The following is a 25,482-nucleotide window of genomic DNA, read 5'->3' on the forward strand; positions in this document are numbered from 1 at the left end:
GTGAGAGGAGAACCGTCGTGATCGTCACCCTGATCGTCATCTGCGAGGTCGGCTTCTGGGTCCTGCTGGCGGCCGGTCTGGGGGCGCGCTATCTGCTGAGGATGCCCCGGCTGGGCATGGCACTGCTGCTCTGCGAGCCGCTGCTGGAGGTCGTCCTGCTGGTCGCCACGGCGATCGACCTGAGGAACGGCGCCGAGGCGAACTGGACCCACGGCCTGGCGGCGCTGTACATCGGCTACACCGTCGGCCACGGCCACCGCACGGTGAAGTGGCTCGACGGCATCGCCGCCCATCGCCTCGGCGGCGGCCCTCCGCCCCGGAAGGCCCCGTCGTACGGCCGGGCGCGCACCGCGTACGAGGCCAGGCTCTGGCGCGGCACCGTGATCGGCGCGGCGACCGCCAGCGCCCTGCTGCTGCTCGCCATCGCCTATGTGGGTGACAGCGGCCGGGACGGCAGCCTGTGGGGGTGGCTGGCCCAGGCGTGGCGGATCGCGGGCATCCACGGTCTGGTGGCGCTCTGGTACCTGATCCGGCCGCCGAAGGCGCCCGAGGGCAAGGACGACTGGGGCAACGACCTCCCGGCCGCGACGAGGGCGGCGGCGGCGGAGTCGGGGGACGACGCCGCCGACCGGGAGCCGGAGCGGGCCGCGAAGCGGCTCTGACCGGCGCCCCGGGGGCAGCCGCCGGGCGGGTCCGGGAACACGCGGGTTCCCGGGCCCGCCCGGCGCGTGTCGCGCGAATGGGCCTACCGCTCGCCGCCGGGGACCCACAGCACATCGCCGCGGTCCTTGTTCGCCGTCCTGGCCAGGATGAAGAGCAGATCCGACAGCCGGTTGAGATAGGTCGCCGTCAGCGGGTTCATGGTCTCGCCGTGGACCTCCAGCGCCGCCCAGGTGGAGCGTTCGGCGCGGCGGACGACCGTACACGCCTGGTGCAGCAGCGCCGCGCCGGGCGTACCACCGGGGAGGATGAAGCTGCGCAGCTTGTCGAGTTCGGCCAGGAAGCGGTCGCAGTCCGCCTCCAGCCGGTCGACGTAGAACTGCTCGACCCGCAGCGGGGGGTACTTCGGGTTCTCGGTGACCGGGGTCGACAGATCGGCGCCGACGTCGAAGAGGTCGTTCTGGACCCGGACGAGTACCTTCACGACCTCCTCCGGGAGCGCCCCGAGGGCGATCGCGGTGCCGAGCGCGGCGTTGGCCTCGTTGGCGTCGGCGTAGGCGGCGATCCTGAGGTCGGTCTTGGGCGCCCGGCTCATATCGCCGAGCGCCGTGGTCCCGTCGTCGCCGGTGCGGGTGTAGATACGCGTCAGATTCACCATACGGCCAGCGTAATGATGTCCCCGGGCCCCGGGGTCAGCCGCCCGGGCGGCGGATCGCCCGGGTGCCGACCGCCACGGCCGCCGCCGTGAGGGCGACGGCGACGAGGGAGCCGTAGAGCATCGGGGCGCCGGTGTACGAGCCGGTGTACGCGGCCCGGACCGCGTCCACGAGATGGCGCAGCGGCATCAGCCGGGAGAGGGTGTCCAGCCAGCCGGGTCCGATGGCCGTCGGCAGGATCAGCCCCGACAGCAGCATCACCGGCATGACGGTGGCGTTGACGATCGGTCCGAAGGTCTGCGGAACGGGCAGCAGGGACGCCAGGGCGTACGAGAGCGCCGCCAGCGCCGTGGCCAGGACGCCGACGAAGGCGAAGCCGATCAGTACGCCCGCCAGCGGTGCGCGCAGCCCGACGGCGAGCGCCGCGAGCACCAGCAGGACGGACTGGAGGACCAGCAGGGCGGCGTCCCGCAGGACCCGGCCGAGCAGCAGGGCCGTACGGCTCACGGGGGTGACCCGCATCCGTTCCAGGACGCCGTGGCCGCGCTCCACGATCAGCCCGAACCCGGCGAAGGCCGAGCCGAAGAGGACGAGCTGGAGCAGCAGCCCGGGTACCAGGATCTGCCAGGAGTCGCCCCGGCCGCCGAGCGGGAGTTCGGTGAGGAGCGGGCCGAAGAAGATCAGATAGAGCAGGGGCATCATGATCCCGAAGGCCAGATGGATGCCCGAGCGCAGGGTCTGGCGGGCGTAGCGGCCGAAGATCAGGGCGGTGTCGCGCAGCAGCACGGTCGGGTCGTCTCCTTGGTGAGCCGGGGGTGAGCCGTGGACGGGCCGGGGCGGCGGTGGAACACGGTCCCGGCGGTGGCGGTGGCGGTGATGGGGCCGGTCCCGGCGGTCGCGGTCCGGGCGGTGACGGTGCCGGTGGTGCCGGGGGTGGCGGTCCCGGGTCACACCGAGGTCGGACCGGTGCCGACGGGGACCGGTGTACGGCCGGTGACGGCGAGGAACGCGTCCTGGAGCGTGGCGCCGTCCGCCCCGGCGTGGGCGCGCTTCAGCTCCTCCGGGGTGCCCTCCGCGGCGATCAGGCCCCGGTCGACGATCACCACCCGGTCCGCGAGCGCGTCGGCCTCGTCGAGATAGTGGGTGGTGAGGACGACCGTGGTGCCCAGCTCCCGGCGGAGCCCCCGGACCAGCTCCCAGACGTCCGCCCGGCTGCCGGGGTCGAGCCCGGTCGTCGGCTCGTCGAGGAAGAGCACGGCGGGGCGGTGGGTCAGCCCCATGGCGATGTCGAGCCGCCGGCGCTCGCCCCCCGAGAGCGACGCGACGGTACGGCCCAGGAGGGCGTCCAGGCCGAGCAGTCCGGCCAGTTCCCCGGTGCGCAGGGCCGCGGCCCTGCGCGACAGGCGGTAGAGCCGTCCCTGGGTGGTCAGCTCCTCCCGCACCGACAGCTGGGGATCGAGACCGCCGGACTGGGCGACGTAGCCGACCCGGGCCCGGACCCCCGCCGGATCGCGGACCAGGTCGCGTCCGGCGACGGTGGCCGCGCCCCCGGTGGGCGGGAGCAGGGTCGTGAGCATCCGCAGGGTCGTCGTCTTGCCCGCGCCGTTGGGGCCGAGGAGTCCGACGATCTCACCGGCGCCGACCCGGAGGTCGATCCCGCGGACGGCGTCGACCGGGCCCTGACGGGTGGTGAAGGTCCGGGTCAGACCGGACGTACTGATGACTGCCATGCGCCCACCGAAGCAGAGTCGATGAAAGTTTGCAATGACTCCAAAGATTGATCGGCCATAAAATTGGAGTGGGTTGTTAAAATGGGCAGGATGCGGTAAAGGTAGGATGGCGGCATGGCCGAGGGACTGAGGGAGCGCAAGAAGCGCCGGACGCGGCAGCACATCTCCGACACCGCCACCGGCCTCTTCCTCGAACGCGGCTTCGACGCAGTCACCATCGCCGAGGTCGCCGAGGCCGCCGAGTTGTCCGTCAACACCGTCTACAACTACTTCGCCACCAAAGAGGACCTCTTCCTCGACCGGGGCGACGACCTGGTCGAACAGCTCTCCCGCTGGGTACGCGGCCGGGAGACGGGGGAGTCCGCCGCCGGAGCCGTACTGCGCGAGGTACGGGCCGAGGTCGAGGCCGTCTCGCCCCGGATCGGCCTCGACGCCGGACAGGAACGCTTTCTGCTGGTCCTCCAGGACGCGGCGACCTTGCGCGCCGGACTCGCCCGGCTCCAACAGCAGGCCGTCGAACGGCTGGAGGAGACCCTCCGCGAGGAGACCGGCACCGACCCCGGCGACCCGCTGCCCGCCCTCGTCGCGGGCCAGCTCGACTGGATCCACCGCTCCGTCATGGACGCCGTACGGCACGGGATGACAGCCGGACGGAACCCCCGGGACGTCTCCCGCGACACCCTCGCCGTCCTCGACGAGATCGAGACGCTGCTCTCCCCGCGCCTCCTCGGCTACGCCGTCCGGGCGCCCCGGCGGGATCCGAAAGAGACGGCCTGAGCCGCTCCCGGGTGTGATGTCGGCCGGACGGAGCGTGACGCGCATCTCTTCGGCACCACACGGCCGCCCGCGGACGCTAACCTCCGCCGAGAGGCGAAAAAGTGAACGAGTGTTAAGGGGTGTCGCCGTGGCCGGGAAGCTCGCCGTCATCGGGGCCGGACTCATGGGGTCCGGTATCGCACAGGTCTCCGCCCAGGCGGGCTGGGACGTCGTACTGCGCGATATCACCGACGACGCCCTGACCCGTGGCACCGACGCGATCAGAGCCTCGTACGACAAGTTCGTGTCCAAGGGGAAGCTCGCCGCCGAGGACGCCGAGGCGGCGCTCGCCCGGATCACCACCACCACCGAACTCGAAGCGGTCGCCGACGCGGATGTCGTCGTCGAGGCCGTATTCGAGAAGCTTGAGGTCAAGCACGAGATCTTCCGGACGCTGGACAAGATCGTCCGGGCCGACGCCGTGCTCGCCTCCAATACCTCCGCCATCCCGATCACCAAGATCGCGGCGGTCACCGAACACCCGGAACGCGTCGTCGGCGTGCACTTCTTCTCGCCGGTACCGATGATGCAGCTGGTCGAACTGGTCCGCGGCTACAAGACCAGTGACGAAACCCTCGCCACCGCGCGCTCCTTCGCCGAGTCCGTCGGCAAGACCTGCGTCGTCGTCAACCGCGACGTCGCCGGATTCGTCACCACCCGGCTGATCTCGGCACTGGTCGTGGAGGCGGTGAAGCTGTACGAGAACGGCGTCGCCTCCGCCGAGGACATCGACCTCGCCTGCAAGCTCGGCTTCGGCCACGCCATGGGGCCGCTGGCCACCGCCGACCTCACCGGCGTCGACATCCTGATGCACGCCACCGGCAACATCTACACCGAGTCCCAGGACGAGAAGTTCGCCCCGCCGGAGCTGATGCGCCGGATGGTGGACGCGGGTGACATCGGACGCAAGAGCGGGCAGGGCTTCTACACGTACTGACGCGGACCACCGCGTCCGGTGCTGAAGGGCGCGCCCCGGCGCGCCCCGACCACCCCGCCGATACCGGAACGGGCCGCTGCCACGGCCCGTACGACCGGGCCCACCGGCCTCGTCGATCACCCTTAGGAGTGATTTCGGTATCGGTTCGCTTACAACCAGCAACTGTGCGGCCCGTTGGGCCGTCAGTTGATGGAGAACCGCAGTGGACTGGACGGGCCGAACGGACCCGCGGGGCCGACGGGACCGGCGATGCGAACGGTCCGCACGGCGACGGACGACAGTAAAGACGGCCGCGGCGCGCCGGGACGGCGCCCGCGCGGCGCCGTACGGCTCCCGCCGCACGGCGGTCGAAGCACATCTCGGGGAGAGCGTATGCACATCAGGGGCGACCACACCGAGCTGGTCGTCGGGGGCCGCCTCGACGTCCGCAGCGCGGCGGACGCCCGTACGGTCCTGCACTCGGCCGTCGACGACGGGGACGGGGACCTGGTGCTCGACCTCACCGGCCTCGACTCCTGGGACGCCACCGGGCTCGGGGTCATCATGGGCGCCCACCGCCGTGCCGGGCGCTGCGGACGACGGCTCGTACTGCGCGGGGTACCCCCGCAGATGCAGCGCCTGCTGGTCGCCACCCGCCTCCACCGCATCCTCGCGATCGAGGGCGGCCTGGCGGCGGAGTCGCTGCCACGCGTCTGACACCGCCTCGCGTTTCCAATTTCCAAGGGCGGCCGGCCGTTGTTCGCGGTCCGCGGCCCGCAGGCGGCTGTTCGCGCGGTTCCGCCCCCTGTGCCTTCGGCGATGAGGGAACCCCCAGCGCCTTGGCCACCCCGGGCACCGACCCACTACCCGGGTCACGCCCAGCGCCTGAACCTTGTCGGCGGTCTGCCCCGCCGTCGTGGCTTGTCGCGCAGTTCCGCCCCCCTGAATGCCTCCCCGGGACCGCCCCTGAGATGGGGAGCCCGCCTCTCTACGAGGGTGGTCAGGAGGGCAACTCAGGGGCTCGGGGAACTGCGAGACAAGCCACTCACGGTCCGCAGACCGCGAACAACATCAGGCAGCCGGGCGCGCGGCCCGGGAGAGGCGTGGAAGGGTGGCGCGGGGAGTTCTCATGGGATCGTGATGTGACCGACCGCGCGGTACCCCTGGTGTGGGGGGATACGCTGCCAGCGTCCAGGGTTCGGTTCCGCCGCCGCCCCCTGCCCGCCGCCGCGCCCCGTGCAACGGATCGCCGCGGCGCTCAACCGCGTGACGACACCTGACGACATCTCCGGGGGGCCGGAAACCAATGGAGCCGATGAAGCCGAGGGAGACGATGAAGAGGGCCAGCTCCGGCGAGAGCAGTGGCATGCCGCGTGCCCCGCGCGACCCCGCGGTGGAGGGCTTCGCCCACCCCGCCGCCGGAACCGCGCGGATCGTCCCCGTGCTCGCGGGCGACCATCTGCTCTCCGTCAACCCCGTCGACGGCAGCGAGATCGCGCTCCGCCCGCCCGGCGGCGCGCCCGGCGACCAGGACTGGCCCGAGCCGCCCCGGCGCCGTACCGACGCCGAACGCGCCGCCCACGACCGGGCCGGTCAGCCGCCCGTGCCCGCCGGGCCCGCCGCCCCGCCCGTCGCCCTCGTCGAACGCGACGAGATCCGCGAACGACTGACGGGGCTGCTGCGCCGGGGCCGTTCCGTACGCCTCACCGGCCCGCCCGGCTCCGGCCGTACCGCCCTGCTCGACCTCGTCGCCCAGGACTGCGCCGGGCTCGCCCCCGACGGCGTGATCCGGCTCAACGGGGCGGGCCGTACCGCGACCGACCTGCTGTACGCGCTCTACACCACCGTGTACCGCACCGACCGCTACCGGCCCGACCGCGCCGAACTCCTCACCCATGTCGCCGGGATCGGCGCCGTCGTCGTCCTCGACGACCTGGAGACCGGCGGCCCGGCCCTGGACGACCTGCTGGACTCCGCGCCCGAGTGCGCCTTCCTGGTCGCCGCCCGGCCCGCCGACGACCCGTCCGCGGACGACACCCGAGGCCCCCTCGCCGACCACATCGAACTCGAAGGACTCAGCCGCGCCGGGGCGCTCCGACTGCTCACCGGACTCGTCGGCCGTGAACTGACCGAGGACGAACGGAACTGGGCGGGCGACCTCTGGTTCGAGTCCGAGGGGCTGCCGCTCCGCTTCGTCCAGGCCGGTGCCCTGCTGCGGCAGTACGACGCCCTGCGCGCCGACACCGGGACCGGTGCGGGCGCCGCCGGAGACCCGGACGACGACGCCGCCGAGGACGCCTCGCCGTTCGAGGCGCCCGCGAACCGTTCCGTACGGCTGCCGACGCTCGGCCAGGGCGCGGCGCCCGCCGCGCTGCTCGCCTCCCGGCTCAGCGAATCGGCCCGGGAGACCCTGCGCTTCGCCGTCGCCCTCGGCGGCGAGGTGCCGCACCAGGCACACCTGCCCGCCCTCATCGGCGACACCCACGCCGATACGGCCCTCGGCGAACTCACCGGCTGCGGACTGCTGTCGCCCGCCGGATCCCGCTACCGGCTCGCGCCCGGCGCGCTCGACCAGCTCAAGGAGAAGGGGTACGGGGCCGACGGCACCGACCCCGTCCGGGCGGGCGCCCGCGCCCACACCGCCGCCGGGCACTACGCCTGGTGGACCGCGCACCCCTCGGTCAGCGCCGAACGCGTCGCCGTCGAGACCGACGCCGTACTCGCCACCCTGTCGGCGCTGCTGACGGACCGGGTACCCGGACACATCAGTACGGCCGTACGGCTCGCCCGCGCCGCCGCCCCCGTCTTCGCCGCCGGACTCCAGTGGACGGCCTGGGAGAGCGCGCTGCGGATGGGCTCCGAAGCGGCCCGAATAGCGGGGGAGGTCGCCGAGGAGGCGTACTTCCACCACGAACTCGGCGTACTCGCCCTCTGCACCGAACGCCTCGGCCGGGCCCGGGCCGAACTGGAGGCGTCCATCGCCCTGCGCGGCGCGCTCGCCGACAAGAACGGCACCGTCGCGGGCCGCCGGGCCCTCGCCCTGGTCACCGACCGGGAGACCCGGGCCGCCGGGCCCGCCGCGCTCACCGCGGCGCCGGAGCCCCGGGCCATCGGCCCGGGCGGCCCGGCCAAACCCCAACTCGTCCCGGTCCCCGTACCGGCGGCGGTCCCGCCGCCGCTCGCCGACCCGGTGCCCGACGAGCCGCCCGCGCCCCTGGAAGCCTGGCCGGAGGTACGGTCCGACGACCATCCGCCGCTCGCCGTGCCGTCCCGGCCGCCGCTGTCGATCGGCGGCGGGGCGGCGATCTCCGAACCGCTGACCGTGCCCCAGCCGGTCATCGATATGGCACAGACACCCGGATTCGGCGACGAACGGCCCGGGAAACCCGGCGGACGGCGGCCGGGACGCCGCCTCGGAGTACTGCTCGGCGCCCGGCGCAACCTGGTCGCGGCGGGCGCGGGCGCGGTCATCGTCGCCGCCCTCGGCACCTTCCTCACCATCGCCCCCGCCTCCGACGACAAGGCGCCCACGACCCGGGTGGGGACCGGCGAGTCCGCCACCGAGGACGGGACGCGGGAGGAGCCGCCGCAGACGACGGACGCCGCGCCGGAGGACCCGCCCGGCACCGTCGACCCGACCCGGTCCGCGTCCCGGGTGCCGACGGAGCCTTCGGCCTCGCGGCAGGCCCCGGAGTCCCCGCGGCCCACCCGGTCCACGGCCCCGCAGGAACCCGGGCCGACCCGTTCGACGCCGTCCCGGCCGTCGCGACCGGGCTCGACCGCGCCGACGAGCCGGCCGCCGTCGTCGTCGGCGCCCGCGTCCTCGAAGCCGCCGTCCCCCTCGGCGCCCGCGTCGTCCAAGCCGCCGACGGTCTCGCAGTCGCCGCCGCAGGCGGAGTCGGCGCCGGTCGCCTCCGGCACGTCCACGTCCTCCGCCCCGGCCCCCCAGCCGCAGCCGGGTGCCAGCGATTCGCCGTAGTCCCTCGCGCTCTCCCCCTTATCGCCCTTGAGAGGCGGCCCGTCTCTCTGCGAGGGCGTCAAGAGGGGCAACCAGGGGCGCGGGGAACTGCGCGAGCAACCCACGACGGCGCGCGGGCGGAACTCCGAACAGAAGGTCTACGGCGAGCTGCCGCCCCGGGCTCCAGGGGCGGTCGCGTCTGCGGACGACCGTACGTACCGGGCCGCGCCCGGTCGGTGGCTGGTCGCGCAGTTCCCCGCGCCCCTGGTTGCCTTCCTCGCAGCCCTCGTGAGAGTCGGGCCCCTTCTCAGAGGGGCCTCAAGACGGAGAACTCGGGGGCGCTGGAGGTCCCCCCGGAGAATCAGAAGAGGCGGAGCTTGTCGTCCTCGATGCCGCGGAGCGCGTTGTAGTCCAGGACCACGCAGCCGATGCCGCGGTCCGTCGCCAGGACCCGGGCCTGGGGCTTGATCTCCTGGGCCGCGAACACGCCGCGGACCGGCGAGAGATGCGGGTCGCGGTTCAGCAGCTCCAGATAGCGGGTCAGCTGCTCGACGCCGTCGATCTCGCCGCGCCGCTTGATCTCGACCGCGACCGTCGCGCCGGCGCCGTCCCGGCAGAGGATGTCGACCGGGCCGATGGCCGTCGGGTACTCGCGGCGGATCAGGCTGTAGCCCTCGCCCAGTGTCTCGATCCGGTCGGCGAGGAGTTCCTGGAGGTGGGCCTCGACACCGTCCTTGATCAGACCGGGGTCGACTCCCAGCTCGTGGGAGGAGTCGTGGAGAACTTCCTCCATGGTGATGATCAGCTTTTCGCCCGCCTTGTTGATGACCGTCCAGACGGTGCCGTCGCCCTCCTTGAGGGTGCAGGGCGGGGACATCCAGTTCAGCGGTTTGTACGCCCGGTCGTCCGCGTGGACGGAGACGCTGCCGTCGGCCTTCACGAGGATCAGACGGGGAGCGGAGGGGAGGTGGGCGGTGAGCCTGCCCACGTAGTCCACGGAGCAGCGAGCGATGACGAGGCGCATGGTCGGCAACGCTACTCGACGCACACGGCGGCGCGCGATTCCGCCTGCGCTCCTCCGTCCGCACCCGGTACTGAGCTTGGCTGAGCGCCTTCGGGTCGTCCCACTTGTCCCCGTTCGTTTCTGGCTGGTTGTATGCCCAATCTTCTGGTGCGGGCGGGACGGCGCACTTACCGTGGATGCGGGAGGTCGTCGGCCGTGCACTCTGCGTCGTCATGCGCCATGCCCATGTCGGCGTATTCGGTGCCGTTCGATGCCTTCTTCCCTGCCCGTAAGGCCCCCTGGGGATGGGGGGTCGCGAGAGGAGAACCCATGTCGCTCGACGTCTCACCGGCTCTGTTGGAACAGGCCGAGCGAGGCGAGGTCGACGAAGCCGCCTTCGTCGACTGCGTCCGGACCTCCCTGCCCTTCGCATGGGAGATGATCAGTTCCCTGGTGGCCCAGCTGAAGGTCGACGGCGGTGAGTTCGCCGACAACCAGACGCCTCCGCCGGACGAGCAGGCACGTGGCCAACTGCTGCGCGCGCTGGCGAGTGACGCCATTCGCGGTGCGCTCCAGCGGCACTTCGGAGTACGTCTCGCGTTCCAGAACTGCCACCGCGTCGCGGTGTTCCCGCTGGACCCGTCGGTGGACGAGCGGCTCGCCCGCTTCACCTCGCCCCGGGGACAGCTGCTCAACCAGTCGCCGGAGCTACGCGACTGCTGAGACCTGTGCGCGGTGACGGAGCGGCCTCGCATCGCGGGAGATGCGGGGCGTCCGGCCGTGCGGAGAGGGCGGCTCCGTAGGCCCCCCGCCGGGACGTTCCCGGACGGGGGGCTAGGCCGTCTCTTTCGGATTTTGCTGGGGCTCGCGTGCCCTGGCACCGCGCCTCGCCGCGTTGTCGTCAATCGCCAATGGCCCCCTGCGCCTAACGGCGCGGGCGGTACCCCCACCGCAGTGGCTCATTCCTCCGCCTTGCGATCCACGGCACCAGACCCCGCTCCCTATCCCAGCCTGATCCGAAAGAAACGACCTGGCCGCGCCCGGTGCTCAGACCAGCAGTGGCAGTACCTCACCGGCCAGGCCGCGCAGCGTCGCCTCGGTGGCGGCCGGGTCGCCGGAGCCCTCGGCGAGCAGGGCGAACCGGGTGATGCCGGTACGCTCCGCCGTGGCCGCCAGCCGGTCGGCCGCGAGCCGGGGCGGTCCCACCGGGTGGAGCGAGCACAGCAGTTCGGTGTACGCCACCGGATCGCGCATCGCCCGCGTCCTGTCGTCGACGGTCCGATGAGCGCCGAGCCCGAGGCGCAGCCACCCCGGCATCGCCTTCAGCAGCCGCTCGCGGGCGTCCCCGGCCCGGTCGTCGAGCTGGACCACCCCGGCCGAGACATGTCCGGCGGCGGCCACGTCGTCGGGGGAGTGGCCGGCCGCCAGGGCGTGCCGCCGCCAGAGGGCGACCATCTCCGCCTTCTCCTCGTCGTCGCAGTGCATGCCGAGCAGCATCGGCAGTCCCCGCTCCCCGGCGGTCCGCACCCCGCCGGGGGAGGTACACGCGACCACGACCTCGGGGTGCGGGGCCGGGCCGCCGGGCCGGGCGGGGGCCTCCAGCAGCAGCGGGCTCTCCAGCAGATCCGCCGGGCGCGGTACGACGTCGACCGCGCGGAACCGGTAGCGCTCGCCGTCCGCGCCGACCGCGGGCTCCCGGAGCCAGCGCAGCAGCAGATCGAGCGACTCGGGGAAGCCCGACTCGTACGCCCCGATGCCCGAGCCGAAGACCTCCAGATCGATCCAGGGGCCGCCCCGGCCGACTCCGAGGGAGAACCGCCCGCCGCTGGTGATGTGGAGCAGCGCGGCCTGCTCGCCGAGCGCCACCGGATGGGCGTTCGGCAGCACGCTGACCGCCGTCCCGACGCCGATCCGGCGGGTCCGGCCCAGCAGCAGCGCCGCCAGGGTGACGGCCGACGGGCAGACGCCGTACGGCACGAAATGGTGTTCCGCCAGCCAGACGGAGTCGAGCCCGGTCTCCTCGGCGATCTCGGCCGTCCGCACCGCCCGGTGCAGGGCCTCCCCCCGCCCCTGGCCCGGGAACTGGGCGGCCAGGACGAACGTACCCACGCGCATGCCTTCTGCCTCCTCACGGCCGACCCGGCGCTCCCCCTGCCCGCACTAACGTCTGACACGTGCCAAAGGCACGGGCGATGGCGAGATTTATCGGATAGTCCGCCAACCCGCCCGTGTGGCGGCCCGATCCGTCACCCTCCCGGGTGCGGCTACCCGGGGCGTCGGCCCGTAGGCTGGACTGCGCGGGAAACCGCCAGGAATCCCCGGAAACGTCCCTACTCGCCCCGTGAGGTGCCGCGTGTCTCCCCGCCGCAACCGCCCCAAGGGCGGCGACAAGTCCCCAGCGACGGCCGGTGACCCCGGCGACCGGTACGGCGGCTTCGGCAGTACCGAGTCATGGCAGGGAGAGGAATGGTCGGTCCGCCATGTGGCCGGGGCGTCGGCCGAGGGCAAGCGGTATCGCTGTCCCGGGTGCGACCAGGAGATCCCGTCCTCCGTACCGCATGTGGTGGCCTGGCCGGAGCACGGCGGGGTGGACGACCGGCGGCACTGGCACAAGGCGTGCTGGAACGCGAAGGACCGCCGCACCAGCCGGGTACGGCGGTCCCGTAACGCGCCCCGCTACTGACGCCCGCGGGCGTACGGCGGCTGTCGCGGCCGATCAGACGTCGCGGGCCTCCAGCGCGGCGTAGGCGCCGCCCAGGGTGGCGCCCGCGAGTACCGCGATGATCGCCAGGGCCGCCGGGGCGCTCGGACCGCCCGACATCATCTCGCCCTCGTAGATGATCCCGAGCTGGCTCGGGATCGAGTACTGGACCAGCCATTCGCTGACCGTCCGCAGCCCCTCGGAGCTGGCCATGAAGAGGGCCATCACCAGCGGCAGCAGCACGAACCCCAGCATGATGGTGATCGCGCCCGCGGAGTGCCGGATCAGCGATCCCACGGCCAGCGACAGCAGTCCGAGCAGGGCCAGATAGAGACTGGCGCCCAGGGTGGCGCGGAGCCACTGCCCGCCGCTCGGCTCCCCGCCCGCGATGCCGACCTGGACCATGCCGAGGAGCAGGGTAGTCACCGTGCTGACGGAGAAGACCAGGGCGAAGTAGACGATCGCCTTGGCGGTGAGTATCCGGGCCCGGGAGGGACAGGCCGTCATCGTGGTCCGGACCAGCCCGGTGCCGTACTCGGAGGTGATCGTCAGCACCCCGAGGGTGATCACGCAGATACTGGCGAGGACGGCGCCGAAGAAGCCGAGGGCCAGGATGTCGTCGCGGACGAAATCGCTCTCCTCGGTCGTTTCGTGGGCGATCCAGGCGAGCAGGGTGCCGACCCCGAAGAGCAGACCGACCATCGCCCCGAGCGTCCACATGGTGGATCGCAGCGAGCGGATCTTGGTCCACTCGGAGGTGATCGCGTCGGTGAGCCGGGCCGGCCGGACCGGGATCGGCGAGGTGTACACGGCGGGGGCGCCCGGCTGCGGGTGGGGCGTGGTCATCGGGCGTCCTCGGGCGTGGTCGGCGGGGCGGGCGGCACGGGCGGGGCGGGCGGCAGGGGAGCCGGGCCTCCGGGGGCGGCGGACGGTACGACCGGGGCGGCGTACGGATTCTCCTCCGGCCGGGGCGGGGCGTACCAGCCGCCCACCGGCATCGGGGCGACCTCCGGCGCCGCCCCGAACGGCGGCTGCTCCCGCAGCCCGGACTTCTCGTCCTGGCTGGAGCGGAAGTCCACGGACCCCTGCGTCATCCGCATATACGCCTCTTCCAGGGACGCCTGGTGTGGTGACAGCTCCCAGAGCCGGACGCCGGCCTCGTGCGCCAGATCGCTGATCCGGGGCAGCGGCAGCCCCATCACCCGCAGCGCGCCGTCCGGCTCGGGCATCACCCGGGCCCCGGCCTCGGCGAGCACCCCGGAGAGCTTCTCGCGCCGCTCGGGCTCGTCCTGCGGCGTACGGACCCGGGCATAGCCCGCCGAGTTGGCCGCGATGAAGTCCCGGACGCTCATATCGGCGAGCAGCCGGCCCCGGCCGATGACGATGAGATGGTCGGCGGTGAGGGCCATCTCGCTCATCAGATGGGAGGAGACGAAGACGGTACGGCCCTCGGCGGCCAGTGCCTTCATCAGATTGCGGACCCAGAGGATGCCCTCGGGGTCGAGTCCGTTCACCGGCTCGTCGAAGAGCAGTACCCGGGGGTCGCCCAGCAGGGCCGCCGCGATGCCCAGCCGCTGGCCCATCCCGAGGGAGAAGCCCTTGGAGCGGCGCCGGGCCACGTCCTGGAGGCCGACGACGCCGAGTACCTCGTCCACCCGGCGGGCCGGGATCCCGGCCAGCTGGGCCAGGGACAGCAGGTGATTGCGGGCGGTCCGCCCGCCGTGCACCGCCTTGGCGTCCAGCAGCGCGCCGACCTCGCGGGGCGCGTTCACCGCCGCGCGGAACGGCCGGCCGCCGACCGTGACCGTCCCGGAGGTGGGATTGTCCAGGCCGAGGATCATCCTCATGGTGGTGGACTTCCCGGCGCCGTTGGGCCCGAGGAATCCGGTTACCGCGCCTGGCCTGACCTGGAAGGTGAGGTTCTCCACCGCCGTCGTGGTGCCGTAGCGCTTTGTCAGGCCGACTGCCTCGATCATGCTCCTGCCCCATCGGCGTCAGAGGTTCCGGGCCGTCGGCTTCGTCGCCGCGTGCCCCCCGTAAGGCTTACGAGGATATCCGCCGACCGGCGGTTCCCCCGCAGGAGTGACGCGTCGTTCATTGCCCGTGTACACCCTGTTCGGGTGGTTTTGCCCGGCGCGCGCGACTGGCTCGCGCGCCCCTGCGGAGCGTCATCTTCCAGACACTTTCCGTCGCCCCGCCGGAAGCGTCGGACGCGCCCGCCCGGAGGATCCTCAGGCGTCCCGCTTGTTGATCACCAGATAGGCGCCGATCAGGGCCGCGACGATCCACAGCACCATGATCCCGAGCCCTTCCCAGGGGCCGTACGGCGCCTTGTCGCTGCCCATTGCGCCCGGCACCACCTGCATGATCTTGGAACCCGCCTGATCCGGGAAATAGCGCGCGACGTCCTTCGCCTTGGGGACGGCGGTGAGGATCTGGGAGACCAGGAAGAAGAACGGCATCAGAATGCCCAGCGACAGCATCGAACTGCGCAGCATCGCGGCCACGGCCATCGAGAAGAGGGCGATCAGCCCCATGTAGAGCCCGGCGCCGAAGACCGCGCGCAGCACGTTCTCGTCGCCCAGGGATGTCCGGTGCTCGCCGAGCAGGGCCTGTCCGATGAAGAAGGTGACGAAACTGGTGACCAGGCCGACCGCCAGCGCCAGGGCCGTGGCCACCGCGATCTTGCCGAAGAGGAACGTACCCCGCCGGGGCACGGCGGCCAGCGACGTCCGGATCATGCCGGAGCTGTACTCGGTGCCCACCACCAGGACGCCGAAGACCACCATCGCCAGCTGGCCCAGCACGATCCCGGAGAACCCGGCCAGCACCGGGTCGAAGGTCAGCCGCTGGGCGTCGGGCATGTCGTCGAAGGTGGCGTTGTAGACGGCGCAGAGCGCGGCACTGATCGCCACCGTGGCGACGAAGGCCGAGGCGAGCGTCCAGACCGTGGACGACACCGTACGGATCTTGGTCCACTCCGAGCGGAGGACCGCGGGTACCGAGGCCATCGCGTCAGGCTCCCTTGCCGCGGCCGTCGCCGCCCTCGTCGGTCCCGCCGGGACGCGCGGACCACCCGGCGCCCCACCCCGGCCGCCCCTGGCCCGGTCCCCGTGCCTGGCCCGGCCCCTGCGAGGGTTCCTGGCCTCGTTCCTGTTCCTGGCCCTGCGCCTGTTCCCGGGCCCGGCCGAAGCCCGGCCCGGACGGGGTGCCGTGGGCGTGGTACTCCACCGCGCTCGCCGTCATCTGCATAAACGCTTCCTCAAGGGATGCCCGCTGCTGGCTCAGCTCGTGCAGGGCCACCCCGTGCGCGGCGGCCAGCTCACCCAGCGCCTCGGTGGTCGCGCCGTCGACCTCCAGCGTCCCGGCCGACTCCAGCGCCCGGTAACCGGCACCGTGCAGAACGTCCCGCAGCCGCTCCGGCTCCGGCGAGCGGAGCCGTACGTAACTCCGCGAGTTCTGCCGGATGAACTCCGCCATCGAGGTGTCCGCGAGCAGTTTCCCCTGCCCGATCACGATCAAATGGTCGGCGGTCAGGGCCATTTCACTCATCAGATGCGAGGAGACGAAGATCGTCCGGCCCTCGGCCGCCAACCCCTTCATCAGATTGCGGATCCAGTGAATGCCCTCGGGGTCGAGTCCGTTCACGGGCTCGTCGAACATCAGGATCTCGGGATCGCCCAGCAGCGCCGAGGCGATACCGAGCCGCTGCCCCATCCCGAGGGAAAATCCTTTCGATTTCTTTCGGGCCACCGGAGTCAGCCCGACCACATCCAGCACCTCGGCGACCCGGGACTCCGGGATCCGGTTCGACTGGGCGAGACAGAGCAGATTGTTGTACGCGCTCCGCCCGCCGTGCATCGCCTTGGCGTCCAGCAGCGCGCCGATGTACTTCAGCGGCTCCGCCAGATCGCGGTAGTGGCGGCCGTCGATCCGGACCGAACCCGCGGTCGGGATGTCGAGGTCCAGCATCATCCGCATCGTGGTCGACTTGCCCGCCCCGTTCGGCCCCAGAAAACCGGTGATCATGCCCGGCCGGACCCGGAACGACAGCCGGTCGACGGCGACCTTCGTCCCGAAGCGCTTGGTGAGACCCTCCAGCTCGATCATGCAGACACGCTAAAGGCGCGCGAAGCCCCCCGCCACTCGGGTGGCGGGGGGCTTGACACTCATTTGACCGGACGATCCGTCACGGCGGTGCCGCCCCGAAGGGTGGGTCCGGAGAGACCGCCGGGTCAGCGGGACTGCTGCGCCGGAACGCCCCGGGAGATCGGCTCGTCGTCGGCGGGCGCGCCCGCCGCGGCCACCGCGGCACCCGTCAGCGTCGCCAGCATCTCGCGGACATTGGTCAGCTGGGCGTTGATCGAGTCGCGGCGGTTGGTGAGCGCCGCCAGCTCGCGCTCCGATTCGCTGCGGATCCGGTCGGCCTTGGCGTTGGCGTCGGCCACGATGTCCTCGGCCTGACGCTGCGCGGTCTCCACCGTCTGACGGGCCCTGCGCTCGGCGTCCGTACGAAGCTTCTCCGCCTCCAGGCGCAGCTGCTCCGCCCGGTGCTCGATCTCCGCCAGCCGCTTCTCCGCCTTCGCCTGACGCGACGCCAGATCACGCTCGGACTGCTCCCGGCGCTTGGCCAGGTTCGTCTCGAAGTCCGCGGCGGCCTGGGCGGCCTTCGCGCGGGTCTCCTCGAAGAGCGCGTCCGCCTCCTCCCGCTTGGACTGCGCGTCCTTCTGCGCGTCCGAACGGAGCTGGCTGGCGTCGCCCTTCGCCTTCTCGACGATCCGGACGCCCTCGTCCTCCGCCTTCGCCTTGCGGTCGACGGCGAACGCCTCCGCGTCATTGCGCACCTGCTGGGCGGCGGACTCGGCCAGCTCCCGGTGCTGCTCGGCGGCGCGACGGGCCTCCTCGCGCAGGTCCTTCGCCTCCTCCTCGGCGAGACGGAGGATCTTCTCGACCCGGGCGCCCAGTCCGGCGTACGACGGCTCGGCGTCGCTGACCTGCGCCTGGGCGTTCTGCGTCTCGAGGTGCAGTTCCTCGATGCGCTTTTCCAAAGACGTGATCCGGGTCAGGGCGCTATCACGATCGGCGACGAGCTTGGTAATGCGGTCGTCCACCTGACCGCGGTCGTAACCACGCCGCACGAGCTCGAAGCCGAAGGGGGAGGAAGTGTCGCTCATGGGGTTCCTGTCGAAAGAGACCGGTGAGGTGATAGGGGGAATCCTAGGGGCCGAAGCGGTGTGTCATCGAGCGGATACGGGTTTGATCTGGAGAATATGCAGTCTTTTGAGTGCCTGGGGCGTGTCCGATGGACCCCGGAGCACTCTCCTGATCCACCGGACACGGCCCGGGCCGGACTTTCGCAACACGCCCTAGGACCGTGTCGACTTGCCGCCCGAACGGTTAACTCCCGCCGACGCGCCCGCCTTGACGCCCCCTTGGGGGCCGCCGCCCTTGCCGTCGGCCGAACCGCCGCCGGGTCTCGGGCCCTTGCCGTCGGCCGCGCCCGGAGCCTCGAACGATTCCAGCGCCTCCAGCACGTCCTGCACCCGGGAGATCTCCGCCTGGATGTCCTCCCGGCGGCGTACCAGCACATCCAGATCCCGCTTGCCGTCGCCGACCATCCGGCGGGCCTCCGACTCGGCCTCGGCCCTGATCTGCTCCCCCTCGCGGACCAGCCCGGCCTTCTTCGCCTCGGCCTCCTTCAGCAGACCCTCGGCCTTCTTCACGGCCGCGATCCGGACCCGGCTCGCCTCGGAGTTCGCCTCCGCCAGCAGATCCTTCGCCTTCTGCGCCGACTCGTTCCGCTGCTCGGTGGCCGCCTTCACCAGATGGTCCACCCGCTCGCCGGCCACCTTCATCTGCTCGGCCGTCTCCCTGCGGGCCCGCTCGTGCAACTCCTCCACCTCGGACTCGGCCCGGACCCGCAGCTCGTCCGACCGGTCCCTTATGGCGGTGGCGTCCCGGCGCGCACCGACCAGCAGCTCGTCCGCGTCCGCCCGGGCCCGCTCCACCAGGGAGTTGCCCTCCACGGTCGCCTCCGAGACCAGCCGCTCCGCCTCCTTGCGGGCCGCGCCGACCATCGCGTCGGCCTGCTTCTCCGACTCCAGAGCCGCCCGCAGCGCCTCCTCCTGAGCCCGGTTGACCAACTGGTCCGCCTGCTCGGCCGCGTCCCGGCGCCGCTTCGCCGCCGCCTCCCGGGCCTCGTCCACGGCCCGGTCCGCCGCGTTCCGCGCCTCGGCCCGCAGCCGCTCCGCCGCCGCCTCGGCCTCCGACTTCGTCTTCTGCGCCTCGGCCCGGATCCGTTCCGCCGCCTGCTGCGCCGAACCCACGGTCTCCGCCGCCTCGGCCCGCAGCCGCTCCGCGTCGCCCCGGGCCTCCGACAGCAACTGGTCGGCCTGCGCCGCCGCGTCCGCCCGCCGCTTGTCGGCCGTCGTCCGCGCCTCGTCCAGCACCGTCTGCGCCTCGGCCCGGATCCGGTCGCCCTCCGACGCCGCCTCGCCGACCAGCCGGTCCGCCTGCGCCGCCGCCTCCGAACGGATCCGGTTGGCGTCGTCCCGGGCGTCCGCCCGGGTCCTGGCCGCGTCCTGCTCGGCCGACGCCACCGTGTCGGACGCCTCCGTCCGCATCCGCTGGGCGTACTCCGCCGAATCCGCCCGCAGCCGCTCCGCCTCGGCGATCGCGTCCGTGACCGTCCGCTCCGCCAGCGCGTTCGCCGCGTCCGTCTCCTCCTGGGCGCGCTCCCGCAGCCGGGCCGCGTCCTCGGTGGCGCGCTCCACCGCCGCGTGCGCGTCGGACCGCAGCCGGTCGGCCTCCTCCTGCGCCTCGGTACGGGTCCGCTCCGCCGCGTGCTCGGCCGCCGACCGCAGCCCCGCGATCTCCTCGTCGGCCTGCTCGTGCAGCCCGGCGACCGCGTCCCGGACCTGCTTCGCGGTCTGCTCGGCCGCCGCCACCGTCTCCGACGCCCGCCGGTCCGCGTCCTCCGTCAGCGCCTGCGCCTCGGACTGCGCCTCCTCGACCCGCTTACGGGCCGACGCCAACAGCTCCTCGCTCTGCTCCCGGGCCCGCTCCCGCTCCCGGTCGGCCTCGGAACGGGCCGCGCCCAGGGTGTCCTCGGCCTCCCGGCGCCGCCGTACGGCCTCCTCCTGGGCAGCCGCCAGCGCCTCCTGCGCCTCGGCACCCACCCGCTCGGCCGCCGCCGCGGCCTCGGTCCGCAGCCGGTCCGCGGTCTCCCGCGCCTCCGTCTTCAGCCGCTCCGCCTCGGCCGCCGCGTCCCCGCGCAGCCGTACCGCGATGTTCTCCCCCTCCGCGCGGGCCGTCGCCGCGTCCGCCGCGGCCTCGGTCCGCAGCCGGTCCGCCTCGTGGTCGGCCTGCTCCTGGAGGGTCCGGATCCGCTCCGCCGTCTCCGACCGCAGCCGGTCGGCCTCCTCGGCGGCCTCGCGCCGCAGCCGCTCGCCCTCGGTCCGCGCCTCCGACAACGTCGTCTCGGCGGCCCCGAGCCGGGCCTCCGCCTCGGACTGCAGCCGGGCCACCGCCCGCGCCGCCTCCTCCTGACGGGCCGCCACCGCCCGCTCGGCCTCGTCGCGCAGCGTGTCGGCGGCCTGCTCGGCCGCCACCCGCATGGCGTCCGTCTGCTCCTCGGTCTCCACTCGCAGCCGCTCGGACTCCGCCCGGGTCCGCTCCAGCGTCTCCTCGGCCTGACGGCGCAGGGTCGTCGCCCGCTCGATCGCCTCGGTACGGATCCGCTCGCTCTCGCTGCCCGCGCCCGCCCGCAGCTCGTCCGCGTCCGACCGGGCCTTCGTCAGCAGCTCCTCGGCGGTGGACGCCGCCTCCTCGATCTGCTGGACCGCCTCCCGGCGGGCCTCCGTACGGATCCGCTCGCCCTCGGCGACCGCCTCGGACCGCAGCGTCTCGGCCTCGCCGCGCAGCCGCCTGGCCTCCTCCTGCAGCTCGACCGTACGAGCCCGGTACTCCTTCGTGTCGTCCTTGGCCGCGCCCTTGATGTCATCGGCCTGCTCCGCCGCGTCACCGCGCAGCCGGTCCGCCTCCGACTCCGCCTCACGACGGATCCGCTCGGCCTCCTCGGCCGCCTTACGGGTGGTCTCCCGGGCATCCTCCGACGCCTTCGTGAGCACCTCCTCGGCATCCCTGGCGGCCTTGGCGACAGCCGCGGCGGCGTCCTCGGCCGCGATCGTCCGCGCCTTCTCCGAGGCTTCCGCCAGCCGCTTCTCCGACTCCGACCTGGCATCCGCCAGCACCTGCTCGGCCTCGGCCTTCGCGGCCTCCGCCTCCGTCGTCGCCTCGGCCACCAGCCGGGCGACCTCCGCCTTCGCCGTACGGGTCCGCTGCTCGCTCAGCGACTCCGCGGCCGCCTCCTGCCGGGCCGCCGCGTCCTTCGCCTCGGCGACCAGCCGCTCCGACTCAGCCCGCGACTCCCGCAGCCGCTCGTCGGCCTCCGCCAGCCGCTGCTCGGCCGCCCGGCTCAGCTCCGCCGCCTGCTGCCGCGCCTGCTCCGCCTCCGCCGTCGTCGACGAACGCAGCCGCTCCGCGTGCCCGGTGGCCTCCTGGGCCTGCGCCGACGCCGTGTTCAGCATCCGCTCCGCGTCCCGGCGGGCCCGGTGCAGCAGCGCCTCCGCCTCCGTACGCGCCGCCTCCGCCTCCGCGCCCAGCCGCGAACGGGCCTCGTCCGTCAGCCGCTTGGACTCCGCGCGCGCCTGCGCCAAAGACTGCTCGGACGCGGCCCGGGACTCGTCCATCAACCGGCGCGCCTGCGACTCCGTACGAGCCCTCAGCTGCTCGGCCCACGCCACGTTCTCGTTGACATGCGCCTCGACCGTCTGCCGGCGCTCCGCCAGCTCCTGATCGAGCCGCTGCCGCCGCTGATTGGCCTCCGCGTGCAGCTCCGCCTGGAGCCGGGCCTGCTGCTCGGCGTGCTCCTGGAGCAGCCGCTGCGCCTGCGCCCGGACGTCCCGCAGCTCGCGCTCGGCGTCCGACCGCATCTGGTCGACCTGGGCCTGCGCGTTCCGCAGCATCTGCTCGGCCTGATAGCCGAGATCGGGATTGTCGTACGCGGGACGGGCCGCCAGCCCGCGGCGTGCCTCGTGGAGCTTGGCCCGCAATACCTCGACCTGGTAGCCGAGGTCCTCGGCGTGCTGGACGGCCTTCTCCCGCTCGGTCTTCAGCCGGTCCATATCGGCCTCGAACCGAGAGAGGACGTCGTCGTCAGCTCGGTGGCTCTCCTGGCGTTCGTAGCCCCGCACTACGCGGTCCCATCCGTCCCCTGGTCGCAACTTCTCCCGCACAAACACCGCCCGCCCGGCGAACGGCCCCCGGGGAATGGTGACAGAACAATATGAGAGGACGCGTCGCGGCCCCGACCCGGCCCCGGCCCGGAACCGCCCACTCTACCGGGCCGGGAATCCTTCGGGTCAGTGCTCCGTTGCGGAGGTGACGAGTTCGGTCAGTACGCCGTGGCAGTCCTTGGGGTGCAGGAAAGTGATCCGGGACCCCATCGAACCGCGCCGAGGCTCGTCGTACAGCACCCGGACACCCTTCCCCCGGATCGCCTCGGCGTCCCCGTCGACATCGGCCGTGCCGAAGGCGATGTGATGGACCCCCTCGCCGTTCTTGGCCAGCCACTTCCCGACCGGTGAGTCATCCCTGGTCGGCTGGAGCAGCTGGAGGTAGGAGGCGCCCCCGTCGGAAGTCTCGTTGATCTTCAGCATGGCCTCCCGTACCCCCTGCTCCTCGTTGACCTCCGAATGGAAGACCTCGAAGCCGTACGTGGACCGGTAGAACTCGACGGTCGCGTCGAGGTCGAAGCAGGCGATCCCGATGTGGTCGATACGCGTCAGCATGGCAACCAGTGGAACGGGCCGCCCCCGGTTGCGCAAGGTGCGCGCCGTCACACGGAGCGCGTCGTGACCTTCCGGCAGGCCGCTCAGTACATTTGTAGTAAACCCTCGTTCACTCCTCGGCGTCCGAGCCGGAAGGGATCGTTGCCCATGTCAGGTACGACCGGTAACACCACGGTGATCGTCGCGGGCGCACGCACGCCCATGGGGCGGCTGCTCGGCTCTCTGAAGTCCTTCTCCGGCGCCGACCTCGGCGGATTCGCCATCAAGGCCGCCCTCGACCGGGCGGGCATCGGCCCCGAACAGGTCCAGTACGTGATCATGGGCCAGGTGCTGACAGCGGGCGCCGGACAGATCCCGGCCCGCCAGGCCGCCGTCAAGGCGGGCATCCCGATGGGCGTCCCGGCACTCACCGTCAACAAGGTCTGCCTCTCCGGACTCGACGCCATCGCCCTGGCCGACCAGCTGATCCGGGCCGGCGAGTTCGACATCGTCGTCGCGGGCGGCCAGGAATCCATGACCAACGCCCCCCATCTGCTGCCGAAGTCCCGCGAAGGCTTCAAATACGGGGCCGTCGGCATGCTCGACGCCATGGCCCACGACGGCCTCACCGACTCCTTCGAACAGATCGCCATGGGCGAATCGACCGAGAAGCACAACGCCCGCCTCGGCATCGGCCGGGCCGAACAGGACGCCCTCGCCGCCGCCTCCCACCAGCGGGCCGCCGCCGCCCGGAAGAACGGCCTCTTCGACGCCGAGATCACCCCCGTCGAAATCCCCCAGCGCAAGGGCGACCCGGTGGTCCTCACCGACGACGAGGGCATCCGGGCCGAGACCACCGCGGAGAACCTGGCCCGGCTCCGGCCCGCCTTCGCCGCCGACGGCACCATCACCGCGGGCACCTCCTCCCAGATCTCCGACGGAGCCGCGGCCGTCGTCGTCATGAGCCGCGCCAAGGCCGAGGAACTCGGCCTGACCTGGATCGCCGAGATCGGCGCCCACGGCAATGTCGCCGGACCCGACAACTCCCTCCACTCCCAGCCCTCCAACGCGATCCTCCACGCCACCGCCAAGGAAGGCATCGCCGTCGAAGACCTCGACCTGATCGAGATCAACGAGGCGTTCGCGGCGGTCGCCGTCCAGTCCATGAAGGACCTCGGAGTGTCCCCGGAAAAGGTGAACGTCAACGGCGGCGCGATTGCCCTGGGCCACCCCATCGGCATGTCCGGCGCGCGGATCGTGCTCCACCTCGCGCTGGAGCTGCGCCGGCGCGGCGGCGGCACGGGCGCGGCCGCCCTCTGCGGCGGCGGCGGCCAGGGCGACGCGCTGATCCTCCGGGTCCCGGCACCCGGCGACGCGCAGTAGCGGGCCCCGGGGGGTCCCCCCCCGACGGGACAGTGGTCGAGACGGCGGATGCCGCGAACAGACGTGAGGAGTGGAGCCATGGTGGACGTCCCCGAACTGGTCGACCGGGCACGGGCGGGACACCCCCGCGCCGTCGCCCGGCTGATCTCCCTCGTCGAGGGGGCGTCACCCCAGCTGCGGGAAGTGATGGCCGCGCTCGCGCCGCTCACCGGCAACGCGTACGTCGTCGGGCTGACCGGCTCGCCCGGCGTCGGCAAATCCACCACCACCTCCGCGCTGGTCAGCGCCTACCGCAGAACCGGCCGACGGGTCGGCGTACTCGCCGTCGACCCGTCGTCCCCGTTCTCCGGCGGAGCCCTCCTTGGCGACCGCGTCCGCATGTCCGAACACACGTCCGACCCCGGGGTCTATATCCGCTCCATGGCCACCCGCGGCCACCTCGGCGGACTCGCCTGGGCCGCGCCCCAGGCCGTACGCGTTCTCGACGCCGCGGGCTGCGACATCGTCCTCGTCGAAACCGTCGGCGTCGGCCAGTCCGAAGTCGAGATCGCCGCCCAGGCCGACACCTCCGTCGTCCTCCTCGCCCCCGGCATGGGCGACGGCATCCAAGCCGCCAAGGCGGGCATCCTGGAGATCGGCGACATCTACGTCGTCAACAAAGCCGACCGCGACGGCGCCGACGCGACCGCGCGCGAACTCAACCACATGCTCGGCCTCGGCGAGGCCCGGGCCCCCGGCGACTGGCGCCCACCCATCGTGAAGACCGTCGCCGCGCGCGGCGAAGGCATCGACGAGGTCGTCACGGCCCTCGACAAACACCGCGCCTGGATGGAAGAACACGGCGTCCTCGCGGAGCGCCGGCTGCGGCGGGCGGCGGGCGAAGTGGAGACCATCGCCGTCACGGCCCTCCGCGCGAGGATCGCGGACCTCCACGGCGACCGGCGAGTCGACGCGCTCGCGTCCCGCGTGGTCGCGGGCTCCCTCGACCCCTACGGCGCGGCCGACACACTCCTGGAGGGCCTCACGGGGTAGCCCCGGGGCGCTGCTCGCTGTGGGGTTCCTGGTGCCGGGGTTCCTCGCGGCGTGCGGCCCTTTGTTCTCGGGTTCCTTGCGGCGGCGGGGCTGCTTGCGCCTCAGGCTCCCCCAAAGCTGCCTTTGGGGGAACCCCCAAGGGGCTGTTGAAGATGTGACCGTCACTCCGGCGGTATGCGGGCGCACTTGTGCAGCGTCGGGAGGGCCGGTGGCCTCCGGGCTCACCTCCTCACGGACGGCGGAAGTGGGGTTTCCTGGGAGGCAGACCCGGTCTTTTCCGCCATCCTCCCCCAAAGCTGCCTTTGGGGGGACCCCCAGGGGGCGACCCTGCACCCCCCGACCACGCCGACTGGACATGCGTCATGGGGCTGGAGCCCGTCCCGGGGAGGGGACGGGTGCCACCTGGTGTTGTCAGTCCACCCGCGCCTGGGTGGCTGGCTGGTCGCGCAGTTCCGCCCCCTGTGCCTTCGGCAATGGGGGGACCCCCAGCGCCTTGGTCCTCCGGGTGAGGCCCACAACCCGGGCCGCGCCCAGCAGCCTGGTGTTGTTCGCGGTCTGCGGACCGTGGCTGGCTGGTCGCGCAGTTCCCCGCGCCCCTAACCACCTTCCCCTCACCGGCCCTGAAAAGGGCCCCGCCCCGGGAGAAGGAGCCGGGGCCCTTGCCTATGGGTCCCGGCCCCGAGATGAGGGGCGGGGACCTTTCCAAGGGCGGCAACGGGGGAGCCAGGGGCGCGGGGAACTGCGCGACCAGCCAGCCACCGGGGTGCGGGTGGACCGACAACATCAGGTCGCACCCT

General features: G+C 72.7%; 21 protein-coding genes. 9 read left to right on the top strand and 12 right to left on the bottom strand.

The window, feature by feature from the left end:
* Positions 1–17 precede the first annotated feature (17 nt).
* Positions 18–662, top strand: a complete 645-nt coding sequence (locus AB0G74_RS19165) for a hypothetical protein (protein ID WP_361147677.1) — start codon at positions 18–20, stop codon at positions 660–662.
* A gap of 83 nt (positions 663–745) precedes the next feature.
* Here the strand turns inward: AB0G74_RS19165 and AB0G74_RS19170 are convergent, their stop codons facing one another.
* From AB0G74_RS19170 to AB0G74_RS19180, 3 genes are all read right to left on the bottom strand, one after another.
* Positions 746–1,318, bottom strand: a complete 573-nt coding sequence (locus AB0G74_RS19170) for a cob(I)yrinic acid a,c-diamide adenosyltransferase (RefSeq protein WP_361147679.1) — start codon at positions 1,316–1,318, stop codon at positions 746–748.
* 34 nt (positions 1,319–1,352) lie between these two features.
* The gene (locus AB0G74_RS19175) at positions 1,353–2,102 is read right to left on the bottom strand and encodes an ABC transporter permease (RefSeq protein ID WP_361147681.1); all 750 of its coding nucleotides are present in this window, start codon (positions 2,100–2,102) and stop codon (positions 1,353–1,355) included.
* A gap of 161 nt (positions 2,103–2,263) precedes the next feature.
* Positions 2,264–3,046, bottom strand: a complete 783-nt coding sequence (locus AB0G74_RS19180) for an ATP-binding cassette domain-containing protein (protein ID WP_361147683.1) — start codon at positions 3,044–3,046, stop codon at positions 2,264–2,266.
* A gap of 114 nt (positions 3,047–3,160) precedes the next feature.
* Here AB0G74_RS19180 and AB0G74_RS19185 point away from each other — a divergent pair, with 114 nt between their 5' ends.
* The 4 genes from AB0G74_RS19185 to AB0G74_RS19200 all read left to right on the top strand — a co-directional run bounded on the left by AB0G74_RS19185 (position 3,161) and on the right by AB0G74_RS19200 (position 8,757).
* Positions 3,161–3,823, top strand: a complete 663-nt coding sequence (locus tag AB0G74_RS19185) for a TetR/AcrR family transcriptional regulator (RefSeq protein ID WP_361147685.1) — start codon at positions 3,161–3,163, stop codon at positions 3,821–3,823.
* Positions 3,824–3,950: 127 nt separating this feature from the next.
* Positions 3,951–4,799: a 3-hydroxyacyl-CoA dehydrogenase family protein gene (locus AB0G74_RS19190; RefSeq protein WP_361147687.1), complete on the top strand. Its 849-nt coding sequence runs from the start codon at positions 3,951–3,953 to the stop codon at positions 4,797–4,799.
* Between the two features lie 372 nt (positions 4,800–5,171).
* The gene (locus AB0G74_RS19195; protein WP_361147689.1) at positions 5,172–5,495 is read left to right on the top strand and encodes an STAS domain-containing protein; all 324 of its coding nucleotides are present in this window, start codon (positions 5,172–5,174) and stop codon (positions 5,493–5,495) included.
* A 616-nt stretch (positions 5,496–6,111) separates the two neighbouring features.
* Complete coding sequence (locus tag AB0G74_RS19200; RefSeq protein ID WP_361147691.1) at positions 6,112–8,757, top strand: ATP-binding protein; 2,646 nt, start codon at positions 6,112–6,114, stop codon at positions 8,755–8,757.
* 340 nt (positions 8,758–9,097) lie between these two features.
* On the opposite strand, the gene nucS is transcribed toward AB0G74_RS19200, so the two are convergent.
* Positions 9,098–9,760: an endonuclease NucS gene (gene nucS / locus AB0G74_RS19205; protein WP_361147693.1), complete on the bottom strand. Its 663-nt coding sequence runs from the start codon at positions 9,758–9,760 to the stop codon at positions 9,098–9,100.
* A gap of 309 nt (positions 9,761–10,069) precedes the next feature.
* Between nucS and AB0G74_RS19210 the strand changes: the two genes are divergently transcribed.
* Positions 10,070–10,462, top strand: a complete 393-nt coding sequence (locus tag AB0G74_RS19210) for an SCO5389 family protein (RefSeq protein ID WP_361147695.1) — start codon at positions 10,070–10,072, stop codon at positions 10,460–10,462.
* A gap of 324 nt (positions 10,463–10,786) precedes the next feature.
* On the opposite strand, the gene AB0G74_RS19215 is transcribed toward AB0G74_RS19210, so the two are convergent.
* Positions 10,787–11,854 carry an LLM class flavin-dependent oxidoreductase gene (locus tag AB0G74_RS19215; protein ID WP_361147698.1) on the bottom strand — a complete coding sequence of 356 codons (1,068 nt, stop codon included), beginning with the start codon at positions 11,852–11,854 and terminating at the stop codon, positions 10,787–10,789.
* Positions 11,855–12,092: 238 nt separating this feature from the next.
* Between AB0G74_RS19215 and AB0G74_RS19220 the strand changes: the two genes are divergently transcribed.
* Positions 12,093–12,422, top strand: a complete 330-nt coding sequence (locus tag AB0G74_RS19220; RefSeq protein ID WP_361147700.1) for an ATP/GTP-binding protein — start codon at positions 12,093–12,095, stop codon at positions 12,420–12,422.
* 33 nt (positions 12,423–12,455) lie between these two features.
* Here AB0G74_RS19220 and AB0G74_RS19225 read toward each other — a convergent pair whose 3' ends face one another.
* The 7 genes from AB0G74_RS19225 to mce all read right to left on the bottom strand — a co-directional run bounded on the left by AB0G74_RS19225 (position 12,456) and on the right by mce (position 22,291).
* Positions 12,456–13,286 carry an ABC transporter permease subunit gene (locus AB0G74_RS19225; protein WP_361147702.1) on the bottom strand — a complete coding sequence of 277 codons (831 nt, stop codon included), beginning with the start codon at positions 13,284–13,286 and terminating at the stop codon, positions 12,456–12,458.
* Positions 13,283–14,416 (bottom strand): ABC transporter ATP-binding protein, encoded by a 1,134-nt coding sequence (locus AB0G74_RS19230; protein WP_361147704.1) that lies wholly within the window; start codon positions 14,414–14,416, stop codon positions 13,283–13,285. Before AB0G74_RS19230 ends, AB0G74_RS19225 begins: the two co-directional genes overlap by 4 nt.
* 255 nt (positions 14,417–14,671) lie before the next feature.
* The gene (locus tag AB0G74_RS19235) at positions 14,672–15,451 is read right to left on the bottom strand and encodes an ABC transporter permease subunit (protein WP_361147707.1); all 780 of its coding nucleotides are present in this window, start codon (positions 15,449–15,451) and stop codon (positions 14,672–14,674) included.
* 4 nt (positions 15,452–15,455) lie between these two features.
* A complete protein-coding gene (locus AB0G74_RS19240) occupies positions 15,456–16,550 on the bottom strand; it encodes an ATP-binding cassette domain-containing protein (protein WP_361147709.1) in 1,095 nt (364 codons plus the stop codon).
* 125 nt (positions 16,551–16,675) lie between these two features.
* Positions 16,676–17,614, bottom strand: coding sequence for a cellulose-binding protein (locus AB0G74_RS19245; protein ID WP_358827610.1), 939 nt, complete (start codon positions 17,612–17,614; stop codon positions 16,676–16,678).
* 192 nt (positions 17,615–17,806) lie between these two features.
* Entirely contained in the window at positions 17,807–21,694 is a 3,888-nt protein-coding gene (scy, locus tag AB0G74_RS19250; RefSeq protein WP_361147711.1) for a polarized growth protein Scy, read from the bottom strand.
* A 168-nt stretch (positions 21,695–21,862) separates the two neighbouring features.
* Complete coding sequence (gene mce, locus AB0G74_RS19255; RefSeq protein WP_361147714.1) at positions 21,863–22,291, bottom strand: methylmalonyl-CoA epimerase; 429 nt, start codon at positions 22,289–22,291, stop codon at positions 21,863–21,865.
* 147 nt (positions 22,292–22,438) lie between these two features.
* On the opposite strand from mce, the gene AB0G74_RS19260 reads away from it, so the two are divergent.
* Positions 22,439–23,653 (top strand): acetyl-CoA C-acetyltransferase, encoded by a 1,215-nt coding sequence (locus AB0G74_RS19260; protein ID WP_361147716.1) that lies wholly within the window; start codon positions 22,439–22,441, stop codon positions 23,651–23,653.
* A 78-nt stretch (positions 23,654–23,731) separates the two neighbouring features.
* The gene (meaB, locus tag AB0G74_RS19265; RefSeq protein ID WP_361147719.1) at positions 23,732–24,685 is read left to right on the top strand and encodes a methylmalonyl Co-A mutase-associated GTPase MeaB; all 954 of its coding nucleotides are present in this window, start codon (positions 23,732–23,734) and stop codon (positions 24,683–24,685) included.
* Positions 24,686–25,482 lie beyond the last annotated feature (797 nt).

This window comes from Streptomyces sp. NPDC020875 (assembly GCF_040641415.1).
Classification (GTDB): Bacteria; Actinomycetota; Actinomycetes; order Streptomycetales; family Streptomycetaceae; genus Streptomyces.

Coding starts and splice junctions, on each gene's coding strand:
- AB0G74_RS19215 (WP_361147698.1), bottom strand. CDS start 11,854: ATGCGCGTGGGTACGTTCGTCCTGGCCGCCCAGTTCCCGGGCCAGGGG.
- AB0G74_RS19235 (WP_361147707.1), bottom strand. CDS start 15,451: ATGGCCTCGGTACCCGCGGTCCTCCGCTCGGAGTGGACCAAGATCCGT.
- AB0G74_RS19185 (WP_361147685.1), top strand. CDS start 3,161: ATGGCCGAGGGACTGAGGGAGCGCAAGAAGCGCCGGACGCGGCAGCAC.
- AB0G74_RS19260 (WP_361147716.1), top strand. CDS start 22,439: ATGTCAGGTACGACCGGTAACACCACGGTGATCGTCGCGGGCGCACGC.
- AB0G74_RS19240 (WP_361147709.1), bottom strand. CDS start 16,550: ATGATCGAGCTGGAGGGTCTCACCAAGCGCTTCGGGACGAAGGTCGCC.
- AB0G74_RS19210 (WP_361147695.1), top strand. CDS start 10,070: ATGTCGCTCGACGTCTCACCGGCTCTGTTGGAACAGGCCGAGCGAGGC.
- nucS (WP_361147693.1), bottom strand. CDS start 9,760: ATGCGCCTCGTCATCGCTCGCTGCTCCGTGGACTACGTGGGCAGGCTC.
- mce (WP_361147714.1), bottom strand. CDS start 22,291: ATGCTGACGCGTATCGACCACATCGGGATCGCCTGCTTCGACCTCGAC.
- AB0G74_RS19180 (WP_361147683.1), bottom strand. CDS start 3,046: ATGGCAGTCATCAGTACGTCCGGTCTGACCCGGACCTTCACCACCCGT.
- AB0G74_RS19225 (WP_361147702.1), bottom strand. CDS start 13,286: ATGACCACGCCCCACCCGCAGCCGGGCGCCCCCGCCGTGTACACCTCG.
- AB0G74_RS19200 (WP_361147691.1), top strand. CDS start 6,112: ATGAAGAGGGCCAGCTCCGGCGAGAGCAGTGGCATGCCGCGTGCCCCG.
- AB0G74_RS19245 (WP_358827610.1), bottom strand. CDS start 17,614: ATGAGCGACACTTCCTCCCCCTTCGGCTTCGAGCTCGTGCGGCGTGGT.
- AB0G74_RS19195 (WP_361147689.1), top strand. CDS start 5,172: ATGCACATCAGGGGCGACCACACCGAGCTGGTCGTCGGGGGCCGCCTC.
- AB0G74_RS19230 (WP_361147704.1), bottom strand. CDS start 14,416: ATGATCGAGGCAGTCGGCCTGACAAAGCGCTACGGCACCACGACGGCG.
- meaB (WP_361147719.1), top strand. CDS start 23,732: ATGGTGGACGTCCCCGAACTGGTCGACCGGGCACGGGCGGGACACCCC.
- AB0G74_RS19170 (WP_361147679.1), bottom strand. CDS start 1,318: ATGGTGAATCTGACGCGTATCTACACCCGCACCGGCGACGACGGGACC.